Source organism: Rhizobium sp. SG741 (assembly GCF_012275435.1).
Lineage (GTDB): Bacteria > Pseudomonadota > Alphaproteobacteria > Rhizobiales > Rhizobiaceae > Rhizobium > Rhizobium lusitanum.
The window spans coordinates 1-12,196 of the sequence record NZ_JAAZQP010000031.1 but is presented as its reverse complement, the minus strand read 5'-3'; the positions used below and the strand labels follow the sequence as shown (position 1 = coordinate 12,196).

Genomic DNA, 12,196 nt, shown 5'->3' with positions numbered 1-12,196 from the left:
TATCAACTGCGCCAGCCCCGGAGCGATGTCCGCACTGCCGAATTCGTTTCCGGCTCCAAATGGCCCCAAAATAAATTCTGCCAAAGTAGTGCTAGAGCGTTTACGCGTTTCACGGAATCGCCTCACCGCTCTATGCTATTGTTGTTGCTCAATTTCGGACGGAAAACCGCTGCACACTTTTCCTGGAATTGCTTAGTTCGATTTCACGGCCGGCGCGGCCGGAGGCTGCGTGGCAAAGAACGCCTTGGCATCCGTCGTGAACTGCTCGCGTGATGTCGGCCGGGTGTAGAACATATGACCGCCGCGGTAGAGTTTCAGCGCCACGCGATCGACAAAGGCCGATGGCATGTGGTCGAGCACATATTTGTTGACGCCGAAGGGAATGACGAGGTCGCTGTAGCCCTGCCCCACCATGAGGCGGAAGGACGATGACAGCGACAGCAGTTCCTTGAGATCGTCGGTGACGCCGGCGCTGAGGCGCGAGCCGCCGTCGTTTCGCCCACCCCATTTCCACTGCCTGTTCACCGATGTCGACAGCAGCGTGTAGGTCATATCGGTGTGGAAGCCCAACTCATCACGCGCATAGCTCGAAAACGCACCGCCATAGGCGCGGACGAAACCATCAAGGATCGGGTCGCCGCCATGCTCGGCGTCGGACTGAGGATAGGGGTCGGGCGCCAGGAAGGAAGCATCGTAGGCACTCGCCACCTCCGCGCCATCGCCGTCGGAATGTTTCCGATAGACGCTACCGAGAAAACCCTGGTTCTTGGCAACGACATCCTCGGGGATGCCGGTCAGTTTTGCGACCCGACCATAAAAGGCCCGGCCGGCATCGCCGGAGGGCGGCGGCCCGGCAAGAACAGGCAGATATTCGTTCAGAGCGAAAGCCTGGGCATCTTGAACCGCCTTGTCGCTGAAAGCATTCAGCCGCTCGAGCTGGGCGGCTGCCAGGGAGGGCAGCTCCAAGGCAGCACTAAGCGCATCGTCGCCGCCGCCAAAGACCAGCCGGCCCTCGAGCAAGGGCGAAAGCATCACAATGCCGGAGATCAGGATACCTTGATCCTCGCGTAGGCTGTTGGCGACCTTGACCGAGCGAAACCCGCCATAGCTTTCGCCAAGAATATACTTCGGCGACGCGGCGCGACCGTTATGGGCGACGTAAAGGGCGATCGCCTTGGCAAGGCTTTCGGCATCGCTTTCGACCGCGTAGAACTCATTCTGGTCATCGGGCTTCACCGTCCGGCTCCAACCCGTGCCGATCGGATCGATCAGCACAAGATCGGTGAAATTGAGCCAGCTCTGCGGATTGTCGACCAGCTTGGCATTGGCGCCATCACGGCCATCAGGCCCGAAATCGAGGATACGCGGTCCGACAAGCCCGAGATTGAGAAAGGCTGATGCTGCCCCTGGCCCGCCGTTGAACACGAAGGTGATGGGCCGACCTGCATCCCGGTTTTTCGCGACATAGGCGGTATAGAAGATCGCCGCACTGCGCTGACCGTCCTGACCGAAGAGATCGAGCGTTCCAACCGTCGCCGTATAGGCCATGCTCTTGCCGTCGGCATCCAACACGTGGTCGCTCACCGCGTCGGGCGGCAGGAGCGATAGGACGCCACCACCACCCGGCTCACCACGAGCCTGCTCCGGCGGCGCGGCAAAGGCAGGCGTCGATATCAACGAGAAGGCCAGTATCAAGCCGGGAACCATCTGGCGAAAAGACATCAAAACTTATCCTCCAAAGGTCCGGCACATAGCCGCGGTTGCCGGCGATACTATGTCATGGCGGACGGATACGGAAACTCAAGAGATGTTGATCGGCGATCCGCCGGTCGTATCACTTTCGGCAAGGAATGCTATTGAGCGCCTGTCGGCCATTTGCCAAAGTGCGCGCCGCGCGGGGAAGACAAACAGACAACAGGGATCGCAAGGGATACGAGGATGAAACAAGACGTCGACATCAAGACGGCCGACGGGGTCGCCAAAGCAGCCCTCTTCCGCCCCGACAAGGGCGCTCCGGCCGAACATGGCGTGATCTTCTACATGGATGCCATGGGTCCGCGCGCCTCCCTTGACAGCATGGCGCAGCGCCTCGCCGATGCCGGCCACATCGTGCTGCTTCCCGATCTCTTCTACCGCTTCGGCGCTTATGGCCCCTTCGACGGCAGTGCCTTCGGCAACCCGGCATCTCGTGAAACGATCATGACGATGCTGCGCGGAACGACACAGGAAATGACCAAGCGCGACAGCGCCGCCTTTCTCGATGCCCTATCAGCCGCCGGGGCCAAAGGCCCGGTCGGCACGGTCGGATACTGCATGGGTGGAGGCCGCGCGCTGACCGCTGCTGCGACCTATCCCGACCGCATCGCAGCGGCGGCCAGCTTTCACGGCGGCAATCTCGCCAGCGACGCGGAAGACAGCCCGCACCGCCTTGCGGCCGATATCAAGGCGCGCGTCTATGTCGGCGTTGCCGGCGTCGACAACAGCTTTCCGCCGGAACAATCCGCCCGCCTTGCCGAGGCGCTCCGCACCGGTGGCGTCGACCACATCATCGAAAACTATATCGGCATGGCGCATGGATGGACCGTGCCCGACCACCATGGCGTTTACGACGAGACCGGCGCCGAAAGGCACTGGAAGCGCCTTCTGAACCTGTTCGACGAAGTCTGGCCTAGGTAAGCCGAACCGACATCCCGCTATCGCATTGGAACGCGGGATGTTTCCATCGAGTCGTTACCGGATCAGAACTTGATCATATCGATGCTGGTCAGCGTCGTCTTCTGCGCGACACCCGGTGCGTTGACCATATGCCAAGCCACATACTGCTCGCCATAGAGCTCGGTGGAGGACATGCCATCGACTGGCAGGATGATGTTCATGCCGTTCAAAGCGGCATCCGTCGCGGTATCGAGCACCGCGCCTTCCGAGGCCGTGCCGGTGACGATGACCGTCTTGATGCCCTTGTCGGCCAAGATACTGCGCAGATTGGTGCCGATGAACTTGTCGGCACCGGACTTGACGATCGGCTCGCTTGCCAGCGGCGCCAGAGCCGTGGCGATATCCTGCGGCTCGCCGGCGCCGGCCAGGCTGAAGACGACAAGCATTTCCTTGGCGCGCGCCTGGTCGAGCAGGGTTTTGACCTTCGGCACGGAAGCAAGGCACCGCGGCTTGGTGTTCTTGTTGCAGGGCCCCTTGGTCGGATCCTGTGCGCCGTTGAAATCGAGGATCAGCAATGCGGTCGTCTTGAGGTCGACCGTGACCGGCTTCAATTGCGGCGGTGCCGGCGGCTTTACCTTGTGCCAATCGTCGATGATCGTCTGCGCCGCCGCCGGCGAGGTAATCACGGGGCTTACGACCGCGCAAAGGACTGCCAGACCGGCGCCGAAAATAAAGCACGCTTTCCGCATGGTACCGCTTACCTGTCGCATCAAATTCCTCTCCTGCATCGCGTTCCCATGGGTTGACGATGATGCAAAATAGATAGGCCAGAAATCGCGCCGGGGTAACGAAACTCTTCGTGATATCGAGCCGACCACCAATGATGGCAGCGGCAGCTTAGGTGCCCGCCCCGTCTATCGGCTCGGCGGCATTTCCATCGCCGCTGCGCAGCTTTTCAAGCAAGGCCTGCAAAGCTTGCTTGATCCCCTCGATCTCTTTCGTCCCGGCCATATCGGACCAACGCTGGTCCACCAGGCGGCCGGTGGCCATCGCCACCGGCCGCACGCCTTTGCCGCGCTCGGTGAGGAAAACCAGCCGCGCACGCCGGTCGTTGGGATCCGGCCGGCGTTCGACGTAACCCAGGCGCTCGAGCTCCTCCACCGCCTGCGTCATCGTCTGCTTGCGGACATGGGCGAGCTTTGTGAGTTCGCTCACCTGAATTCCCTCCGGGCGGGCGAAAGTGAAGACATTGGCATGTGGCGGGCGGATATCGCCGAAGCCAGCTTCTTCAAGTGCGGCTTCGACATCCTGTGTCCAATGCTGGTGCACGAGCCGCAGCAGCAGACCCAAGGACAGACGAGTGGGAACGCAATTTTCCATGAATATAGACAGGTCCCTGACTATTATGATAGATGGACAGGTACCTTACCATTTCCATTGGAGAGAGGATACCCCGCATGCCCGTGCTCAACATGCTGGACTCGACGATCTTCTACGAGGATGCAGGAACGGGAACGCCTTTGGTATTTCTGCATGGCAATCCCACCTCGTCCCATCTCTGGCGGCATATCGTGCCTGCCATAGCTGCACCGGCCCGCCGCCTTGCGCCCGATCTCATTGGCATGGGCCGCTCCGGCAAGCCCGATATTGCTTACAGTTTTGACGATCATGTCCGCTATCTCGACGCCTGGTTCGACGCGCTGGCGCTCGACGGCGTCGTGCTGGTCGGCCATGACTGGGGTGGCGCCCTCGCCTTCGACTGGGCTGACCGCCATCCCGAGCGCGTGCGTGGTATCGCCTTCATGGAAACGATCATGAGGCCGATGACCTGGGACGATCTCCCGAACGCACGCCCTCGCTATGAAGCGCTGCGCTCGCCGGGCACAGGTGAAACGAAGGTTCTGGACGAGAATTTCTTTATCGAGCAGGCGCTGAAGGCCACGGTTCTCAACGGCCTGAGCGCCGATGACCACGCCGTCTACCGCGCACCCTACCCGACGCGCGAAAGCCGACGGCCTTTGCTTGCCTGGCCGCGCGCGATGCCGATCGAAGGCGAGCCGGCCGATGTCGTCGCACGGATCGAAGCCTATGATGTCTGGCTGGCGGAAAGCACAGATGTCCCCAAGCTGTTGCTGACCTTCGACGGCCCGGCGGAAACCCTGCTGATCGGCGAGGCGATGACAGCCTGGTGTCGTGCCAACGTGGCGAATCTCGAGGTCGAGAATTGCGGTCCGGCCAGACACATCGCACCCGAAGACCAGCCGGAGGCGATCGCCGCTGTCATTTCCGGCTGGATCGACCGCCACGACCTGTCTCGATAGAGGCCGGGCTTTGCAAACAAGGGTGCGTCCACCACCCTTGTTCGACCGGAAAAGTGCCGGAGACAATCCGCCCGTTGACAAACCTCTGTCAGATCATAATCTGCGGTAAGCCTTTGCGATCGCCACCATTCTTTCGGAGATCAGGACCATGCCGGCGAATTGCATGAGACGATGGATTCTCGCAGGCGTTGCCCTCGGTATTTCTGCCTATGCGGCGGCAGCCGCGCAGACACTCGATCTTGTCGCGCAAAAAGGCACGATCCGCATCGGCTACATCAACGACGAAGCGCCTTTTTCCTCCAAGAAGAAGGATGGCAGTCCCACGGGATACGCCGTTGACCTCTGCGGCAAAATCGCCGACGCGGTCGGGCGCAAGGTAACGAACCTGAAGCGCGATTACGTCGAAACCACCCTGGCCGATGGCTTCAACGCGGTGAAGGACGGCCGGGTCGACCTTCTCTGCGGCGCCTTGACCATCAATCTTGCCAGACGCCAGAGCGTCGATTTCTCGCAGCCGATCTTCCTGACGGGTGCGAGCGCCCTGTTGCGCAAGGATTCGCCCGACTATCTGATGATGCTCTTCCTCGACAAGCGTCCGACGCTCGCCTCCAGCAAGCAAGCGCCGGCGACAAGCACGATCGGTGTCCGTTCCGACACGACGACGGGCGCGACGCTGCGCGAGGCGCTGGGCTCCGATGTTCCGAAAACGCGGATTGCCGATTTTGCCACGCATCAGGATGGCCTCGCCGCTCTCGAAGGCCACAAGATCGATGCCTATTTCGCAGATCGCGCACTGCTCTTCGATCTTGCATCGCGTGCCCGCAATCCTTCGGCGCTCGCGATCGGCAATCGCCTGTTCACGCACGAGCCCTACGGAATTGCGCTCAAGCAGGATGACTCAGCCTTTCGCCTGCTCGTGGATCAGACCCTGACGGACGTCTACCAATCGGATGATTTCCCAAAGCTGCTGACGACCTATTTCGGCGACGAAGGCCCGATTTTGCGCGGTGAGATCATGATGCAATCCATCCCGCAATAATGCAGTGGGGGCATGCCGTCGCCTTTGCGACATCATTGGCCATGGTCATGACAACAAAATCCCCCGCTTCCCAAGTGGAACGGTATCGCGGTCGTCGTGCAAGCATCTTGAATATGTCGTAGACAGGCTCTGGTCGCCGCCGCGCACATCATAAAATCCGTTTTCAGTATCAATCAGGGTCGCACGCAATGGCAGTATTTCCTCAAAAGGCGAAGGTCGTCATCATCGGGCTCGGCGGTATCGTCGGCGCCTCGATCGCCCACCATCTGATCGAGCGCGGCTGGGACGATATTGTCGGCATCGATAAATCCGGCATCCCGACAGATATCGGCTCGACGGCACACGCCTCCGACTTCTGCTACACGACCAGCCACGATTTCCTCTCCTGCTGGACGACCCTCTACTCCATCGATTTCTACGATAAGCTCGGCCACTATGCCCGCGTCGGCGGCCTCGAAGTCGCCCGCGTCGGCGACGACGACCGCATGGCGGAAATCAAGCGCAAGGTGACCTCGGGCAAGGCCTTCGGCACGCGCGTAAGCCTGGTCGAGCCCTCCGAGATCAAGGAGAAATTCCCGCTGATCGAGGAAAGCATGGTGCAGGGCGGCATGTGGGATCCGGATGCCGGCCTGGTCATTCCGCGTTCGCAGACAGTTGCCGGCAAGCTGATCGATCAGGGCGAAAAGAGCGGCAAGCTCCTCTCCTTCGCCAATACGCCTGCCCAGTCGCTCATCGTCAAGGATGGCCGTATCAGCGGCGTCGTCACCCATCGCGGCACGATCGAGGCGGAATACGTGATCGTCTGCGCCGGTCTCTGGGGCCGGCTGATCGCCGAGATGGTTGGCGAAGACCTGCCGGTCATGCCTGTTGATCACCCGCTGACCTTCTTCGGCCCCTACAACGAGTTTGCCGGCACGGGCAAGGAAATCGGCTTCCCGCTGATGCGCGACCAGGGCAACTCCGCCTATATGCGCGACACCGGCGACCCCAAGACCGCCGAAGGCGGCCAGATCGAATGGGGCTATTACGAAGAGAAAAACCCGCGCCTCTGCCATCCGCGCGACCTGCTCGAAAAGCACGAAGCCCGTCTTTCGCCCTCGCAGCGCGATCTCGAAATGGAACAGATCATCGAGCCGCTGGAACGCGCCATGGAGCTGACGCCGATCCTCGGCGAGCTTGGCTACAATGAAGGCCATTCCTTCAACGGCCTGCTGCAGGTGACGACCGATGGCGGCCCTTCCGTCGGCGAAAGCCAGAAGGTCAGAGGCTTGTGGTACTGCGTCGCCATCTGGGTGAAGGATGGCCCGGGCTTCGGCAAGCTCGTCGCCGACTGGATGACCGACGGTCGCACCCCGATCGACCACAACAGGATCGACTATTCCCGCTTCTATCCGCACATGCTGGAAGAAAAGTTCATCGAGGGTCGCTGCACCGAGGCGGCACAGAAGATCTACAATCCGGCCGTCCATCCCCGCGAGCCCTACGCGACCGGCCGCAGTGTTCGCCGCTCTCCTTTCTGGGAGCGCGAGAAGGAGCTCGGCGGCTATTTCATGGAGCTCGGCGGCTGGGAACGCGCTCATGGCTATGCCGCAAACGAGCACCTGCTGGAAAAATACGGCGACCGGGTGCCTGTGCGTGCAAACGAATGGGACAACCGCCATTTCTGGCGCGTTTCCAATGCCGAACATCTCGCGCTGAGCGAAGACTGCGGCATCATCAACCTCTCGCACTTCGCCATGTATGACATCGAAGGCCCCGATCATGTCGAGCTGCTGGAATGGCTTTGCGCGGCAAAAATCGGCGGCGATGCCAATATAGGCAAGGGCATCTATACCCACTTCCTCGACGACGAGGGCATGGTGCGGGCCGACTTCACCGTGATCCGCATGGCCGACCGCTGCCGGCTCATCGACGGCGCCGATGCCGGCCCGCGTGATTTCCATTACATGCGCCGCGTCGCAGAGGACAAGGGTTTCGACGTCACCATCACGGATGTCACCGAACGCTACGTCACGATCGGCATCTGGGGACCGAACGCCCGCACCAACCTGCAGAAGGTGGTCGAAGCCCCGGAAATCCTCTCGCAGGAAAACTTCCCCTTCGCCGCGATCAAGCAGATCCGCATCGCCGGTAAGAACGTCACGGCATTCCGCATTTCCTATGTCGGCGAACAGGGCTGGGAACTGCACATGGCCTATGGCGACGCTTTGGCGGTATGGGACGCGCTGCGCTCCACGGGCGCCATCGCCGTCGGCGTGGAAACCTATGCCAACAGCCGCCGCATGGAAAAGAGCCTCCGGCTGCAGAATGCCGACCTGCTGACGGAATATAATCTTCTCGAAGCCGATCTCGCCCGCCCGAAGGTCAAGGATGCCGACTTCCGCGGCAAGGCCAAGCATCTCGAATATCGCGCCCGCGATCATCAGCCGGCCATGCTCTGCACGCTTGTCGTGACCGACAACACCGACTCCAAGGGTGTGGCGCGCTATCCGGTCGGCATCCTGCCGGTCATGGACCCTGAAACCGGCGAAACGCTCGTCGACGAACTCGGCCGCCGTTCTTTCACCACGTCGATCGCCTATGGCCCGACCATCGGCAAGAATATCGCGCTCGCCTACCTGCCCTGGTCCTACGCCCAGGAAGGCCGCAAGCTGAAGGTCGAATATTTCGGCGAAACCTACCCCGTCGAAGTCGCCGGTGTCGGCTACAAGCCGCTCTACGATGCAGAGAACCTGAAGCCCCGCAGCTGATCACCCCGTCGCTGCGGGAAAGCTGGATTGAACAACCGCCTGCCTGGCATCCAGGCGGGCAGTTTTCTTTTGCCACGCTCTTCCGCTCGCCGGCGCGGGCACTCGCCGTCGCCTCCGCTGAGATTATTCCTGGGCGAGATCCCTCTGGGCGTCGCTCAGAAGCAGTAGCCGAGCGGCTTGCGACCTAGGAGCTTGGGTAGACGTTTCAAGGCGGGCTCAAGGCTGACGACGTGATCGCCAGGGCGGCGGCGCAAAAACGCGACGCCGGCCTTCGCTATTCTGTCATCCGGCATCGTGGAAAATGATCCCGACCGTGTGCCGCATGCCGGAGCGGACACGGCTCACGCCATGGCGCAGGTTCACGCGATAGTTCCCCTTCGAACCCCGCACAGGGCGATTGTGGACCGCGAAGGCAACGGCATCGCCCCGGCGAAGCGGCACGACCTCGACGCGGCTTTGCATGCGCGGCCGCTGCTCGGTCAGAGCGAATTCGCCGCCCGTGAAGTCCCGGCCAGGTTCTGAAAGCAGGATTGCCACCTGGATTGGAAATGCGAGATCGCCATAGAGATCCTGGTGCAGGCAATTGAAATCGCCCGGGACATATTGCAGCAACAACGGCGTCGGGCGCATCTGGCCGGCGGCGTGGCACTGCTTCAGGAACGAAGCATGCTCGTCGGGATAGCACTCATCGATCCCCATGCGCACATTCCATTCATTGGCGACATCAGCGAGGTGCGGATAGAGCGCTGTGCGCAAGCTGCCGAGCAGGTCAGGCAGCGGGTATCTGAAGTAGCGATATTCGCCTTTGCCAAAACCATGCCGCGCCATGAGGACGTGGCTGCGAAAGTGGCTTTCGTCGGGATAGAGCCCCGCGATTGCGCGGCACTCCTCCGGCGCAAGCAGCTTCGTCAGCACGGCACAGCCGAAGCTGTCGAGCTCTCCGGCAAGCGCCTTCCAATCGTAGGCGGCAACCCGCGCCTCCGCGGATGCCACCGCAGAGGCTGGGGAGACGGTGGATACATGAGAGTTCATGCCAGGGCTTCCTTCTGGATGAGGACGCGCTTGCGCTCGATGCCCCAGCGATAGCCGGCCAGGTCGCCATTGCCGCCGACGACGCGGTGGCAGGGAATGGCCAGTGCGATCGGGTTGGCGGCGCAGGCACTGGCGACCGCACGGCGATTAGCCAGCGGGCCGACCCAGCGGGCCAGCTCCATGTAGCTCACCGTTTTGCCAACAGGGATCGCCTTCAGCTTTTCCCACACGCGGCGCTGGAACGATGTCCCGCGCATGTCGAGGGTGAAATGAAGGCTCTCGGCCGGCTTCTCGAGGTAGCGGAGCATCTGCGCCAGATCGTCCTTGACCGCGGCTTCGTTCGAAACGAGCATGGCCCGTGGGAAGCGGCGGGCGAGATCCGCCGTCAGTTCTTCGGCGATGTCGCCGAGCAGGACCGCGCAGACACCCCTGGCACTGCAGGTTGCCCAGCGCGCAACCGGCGACGGCGTAGAAAAGGATATCGGCTGATATAGCCGTGGCTTTTGCCCGGTGCATGGCCCGCAAGGCATCGCTGGAGATCATAAGGTTCATCGTCGTAACTCCTTGCTCTGTTATCAGCATCAAAGTTACTCCGGACTTGGGCCACCCGAACTCCGGTCCTTGCTTTCAAATCGAGAAACTATCTGGCCGGCACATGGCGCAAAGACAGAAGCCGGGCGCGCGCACCCGGCATGGAAGCTCTTCTTGGCGAGCGATCAGACCAGACGCAGGATGGTGGTTTCAGCGAGCAAAAATGTCTCGCCAGAATTGAAGCGGACCTCGATCTCTCCGCTATCGAGCACGTCCCAGACCGCAAAGCCATCGGCGACGAGCTGGCCGATATGAGCCATGACGAGCGTCTTGTCGGGATTGTCCTCAGCGAGCGCGACAATGGCCGCATCCGTTCTGGGAGGCCGGCGTCGGCTCGTCCTTGCATCGAATCCGCCGCGCGAAAACATCGGTGAGACGCTCCTTGTTTCAGGCGTTGCGTGCCTGTCAGGCTGACCGGGATAACTCCCGATCGCGCAGGGCACCTTTGCGCTCGATGCCCCAGGCATAGCCCGAGAGCGCGCCGTCATTGCGAACGACGCGGTGGCAGGGAATGGCGACAGCGAGGTTGTTCGCCGCGCAGCCGCCTGCGACTGCCCGCACCGATTTCGGTGATCCGATGCGGCGGGCAATCTCGGCATAGGAAACCGTTTCGCCGACAGGAATCTCCTGAAGTGCCTGCCACACACGACGCTGGAACGCTGTGCCGCGGACATCGAGCGGCAGATCCAGACCGATCCCCGGAGCTTCGACGAAGCCGACAACCCGCGCGATCAGGGCCTCATAGTCGCGATCGGCTCCGATGAGGCGGGCGTTCGGGAAGCGATCCTGAAGATTGCGGACCAACTCGTCAGGGTCATCCCCGAGCAGGATTGAAGCGACGCCCTTTGTGCTTGACGCAACGAGGATCGCACCGAGCGATGACTGGCCGACCGCGAACCTGATCTCCTCGTCGATGCCACCGGCACGATATTGCGAGGGCGTCATCCCGAGCATGCCGGTCGATTTTTCGTAAAAGCGGCCGCTGGAGTTGAACCCTGCTTCATAAATGGCTTCCGTGACGCTGTTGCCGGTTGCCAGGCCTTTGCGGACCTTCTTCGAGCGATCGGCGACGGCATAGTTCTTCGGGGTCAATCCGGTCGTAGCCTTGAACATACGATGGAAATAACTGGAGCTCCGGCCGACGGCGTCTGCCAGCTCTTCAAGCGAGGGCTCCTCCTCACTTTCCTCAATAATCCGGCATGCCTTGGCGACAAGGGCCGCATTCTCGCATTCAAGTGAGAGCCCCTCCGGATTGCAGCGCTTGCAGGGCCGGAAACCGGTCGCCCGCGCACTCTCCAGCGTCTCATGGAGCGTGACATTCTGGGGATTGGCGATGCGCGACGGGCATGACGGGCGGCAATAGACCCCTGTCGTCCCGACCGAATACCAAAGATGGCCGTCCGCCGCCTTGTCGCGAGCAACGATGCGCGCCCAGCGGGGGTCCTCGGCTACCGATGGCACCGGGGTGCGTTCAGCCATGCGTGTGGATATGGTCATGGTCATCATCTCGAATTGCTCCTGCCCGACCGTGCCGCCGAAACTTGTCGGGCGCACTCCGATCCTTGCTACCAAATCCGATCGTCAGCCACCCGATTTCCGCCAGCCCCTGCATCCGGCTGCTCGCACGACCTCTGCTGATGTTGCCTAGGCACGTCCTCCCCGAAGTTTCGGCTCGAACGCAAAAGCCCGCCTTGATCGTTGGATGAGTGCGGCTTTGAAGTATATGCATTTGGGTGATTTGGTTGCGGGGGCAGGATTTGAACCTGCGGCCTTCAGGTTATGAGCCTGACGAGCTACCGGGCTGCTCC

At 61.5% G+C, this 12,196-nt stretch carries 12 protein-coding genes; 5 read left to right on the top strand and 7 right to left on the bottom strand.

Annotated features, from left to right (window positions below; translation table 11 throughout):
• Positions 1-192: 192 nt before the first annotated feature.
• A complete protein-coding gene (locus tag FHT29_RS34125) occupies positions 193-1,722 on the bottom strand; it encodes a carboxypeptidase (RefSeq protein ID WP_047562241.1) in 1,530 nt (509 codons plus the stop codon).
• 216 nt (positions 1,723-1,938) lie between these two features.
• Here FHT29_RS34125 and FHT29_RS34120 point away from each other — a divergent pair, with 216 nt between their 5' ends.
• Positions 1,939-2,676: a dienelactone hydrolase family protein gene (locus FHT29_RS34120; RefSeq protein WP_047562243.1), complete on the top strand. Its 738-nt coding sequence runs from the start codon at positions 1,939-1,941 to the stop codon at positions 2,674-2,676.
• A gap of 62 nt (positions 2,677-2,738) precedes the next feature.
• Here the strand turns inward: FHT29_RS34120 and FHT29_RS34115 are convergent, their stop codons facing one another.
• Both FHT29_RS34115 and FHT29_RS34110 read right to left on the bottom strand, forming a co-directional pair.
• Positions 2,739-3,425 carry an isochorismatase family protein gene (locus FHT29_RS34115; RefSeq protein WP_047562245.1) on the bottom strand — a complete coding sequence of 229 codons (687 nt, stop codon included), beginning with the start codon at positions 3,423-3,425 and terminating at the stop codon, positions 2,739-2,741.
• A 127-nt stretch (positions 3,426-3,552) separates the two neighbouring features.
• Positions 3,553-4,035 carry a MarR family transcriptional regulator gene (locus FHT29_RS34110; protein WP_047562247.1) on the bottom strand — a complete coding sequence of 161 codons (483 nt, stop codon included), beginning with the start codon at positions 4,033-4,035 and terminating at the stop codon, positions 3,553-3,555.
• A 77-nt stretch (positions 4,036-4,112) separates the two neighbouring features.
• Here FHT29_RS34110 and FHT29_RS34105 point away from each other — a divergent pair, with 77 nt between their 5' ends.
• The 3 genes from FHT29_RS34105 (at position 4,113) to FHT29_RS34095 (ending at position 8,765) form a co-directional block, all read left to right on the top strand.
• A complete protein-coding gene (locus tag FHT29_RS34105) occupies positions 4,113-4,976 on the top strand; it encodes a haloalkane dehalogenase (RefSeq protein WP_168601179.1) in 864 nt (287 codons plus the stop codon).
• A gap of 148 nt (positions 4,977-5,124) precedes the next feature.
• On the top strand, positions 5,125-6,015 hold the full coding sequence (locus FHT29_RS34100; protein ID WP_168601178.1) for an amino acid ABC transporter substrate-binding protein: 891 nt from the start codon (positions 5,125-5,127) through the stop codon (positions 6,013-6,015).
• A gap of 188 nt (positions 6,016-6,203) precedes the next feature.
• Complete coding sequence (locus tag FHT29_RS34095) at positions 6,204-8,765, top strand: FAD-dependent oxidoreductase (protein WP_047562251.1); 2,562 nt, start codon at positions 6,204-6,206, stop codon at positions 8,763-8,765.
• 282 nt (positions 8,766-9,047) lie between these two features.
• On the opposite strand, the gene FHT29_RS34090 is transcribed toward FHT29_RS34095, so the two are convergent.
• The 4 genes from FHT29_RS34090 to ada all read right to left on the bottom strand — a co-directional run bounded on the left by FHT29_RS34090 (position 9,048) and on the right by ada (position 11,891).
• Positions 9,048-9,797: a 2OG-Fe(II) oxygenase gene (locus FHT29_RS34090; protein WP_047562253.1), complete on the bottom strand. Its 750-nt coding sequence runs from the start codon at positions 9,795-9,797 to the stop codon at positions 9,048-9,050.
• Positions 9,794-10,327: a methylated-DNA--[protein]-cysteine S-methyltransferase gene (locus FHT29_RS34085; RefSeq protein ID WP_246703220.1), complete on the bottom strand. Its 534-nt coding sequence runs from the start codon at positions 10,325-10,327 to the stop codon at positions 9,794-9,796. The genes FHT29_RS34090 and FHT29_RS34085 overlap by 4 nt, the downstream gene beginning before the upstream one ends.
• Before the next feature lie 186 nt (positions 10,328-10,513).
• Positions 10,514-10,756: a hypothetical protein gene (locus FHT29_RS34080; protein ID WP_052212700.1), complete on the bottom strand. Its 243-nt coding sequence runs from the start codon at positions 10,754-10,756 to the stop codon at positions 10,514-10,516.
• 37 nt (positions 10,757-10,793) lie between these two features.
• Entirely contained in the window at positions 10,794-11,891 is a 1,098-nt protein-coding gene (ada, locus tag FHT29_RS34075) for a bifunctional DNA-binding transcriptional regulator/O6-methylguanine-DNA methyltransferase Ada (RefSeq protein WP_210255643.1), read from the bottom strand.
• On the opposite strand from ada, the gene FHT29_RS34070 reads away from it, so the two are divergent.
• On the top strand, positions 11,884-12,036 hold the full coding sequence (locus tag FHT29_RS34070; RefSeq protein ID WP_168601177.1) for a hypothetical protein: 153 nt from the start codon (positions 11,884-11,886) through the stop codon (positions 12,034-12,036). The genes ada and FHT29_RS34070 overlap by 8 nt on opposite strands.
• Positions 12,037-12,196 lie beyond the last annotated feature (160 nt).

What these genes read in the sequence shown, in the direction of transcription:
- FHT29_RS34085 (WP_246703220.1), bottom strand. Translation starts at nt 10,327, where the DNA reads ATGCCTTGCGGGCCATGCACCGGGCAAAAGCCACGGCTATATCAGCCG.
- FHT29_RS34080 (WP_052212700.1), bottom strand. Translation starts at nt 10,756, where the DNA reads ATGTTTTCGCGCGGCGGATTCGATGCAAGGACGAGCCGACGCCGGCCT.
- FHT29_RS34070 (WP_168601177.1), top strand. Translation starts at nt 11,884, where the DNA reads ATGGTCATCATCTCGAATTGCTCCTGCCCGACCGTGCCGCCGAAACTT.
- FHT29_RS34115 (WP_047562245.1), bottom strand. Translation starts at nt 3,425, where the DNA reads ATGCGACAGGTAAGCGGTACCATGCGGAAAGCGTGCTTTATTTTCGGC.
- FHT29_RS34105 (WP_168601179.1), top strand. Translation starts at nt 4,113, where the DNA reads ATGCCCGTGCTCAACATGCTGGACTCGACGATCTTCTACGAGGATGCA.
- FHT29_RS34125 (WP_047562241.1), bottom strand. Translation starts at nt 1,722, where the DNA reads ATGTCTTTTCGCCAGATGGTTCCCGGCTTGATACTGGCCTTCTCGTTG.
- FHT29_RS34110 (WP_047562247.1), bottom strand. Translation starts at nt 4,035, where the DNA reads ATGGAAAATTGCGTTCCCACTCGTCTGTCCTTGGGTCTGCTGCTGCGG.
- FHT29_RS34090 (WP_047562253.1), bottom strand. Translation starts at nt 9,797, where the DNA reads ATGAACTCTCATGTATCCACCGTCTCCCCAGCCTCTGCGGTGGCATCC.
- FHT29_RS34095 (WP_047562251.1), top strand. Translation starts at nt 6,204, where the DNA reads ATGGCAGTATTTCCTCAAAAGGCGAAGGTCGTCATCATCGGGCTCGGC.
- FHT29_RS34100 (WP_168601178.1), top strand. Translation starts at nt 5,125, where the DNA reads ATGCCGGCGAATTGCATGAGACGATGGATTCTCGCAGGCGTTGCCCTC.
- ada (WP_210255643.1), bottom strand. Translation starts at nt 11,891, where the DNA reads ATGACCATGACCATATCCACACGCATGGCTGAACGCACCCCGGTGCCA.
- FHT29_RS34120 (WP_047562243.1), top strand. Translation starts at nt 1,939, where the DNA reads ATGAAACAAGACGTCGACATCAAGACGGCCGACGGGGTCGCCAAAGCA.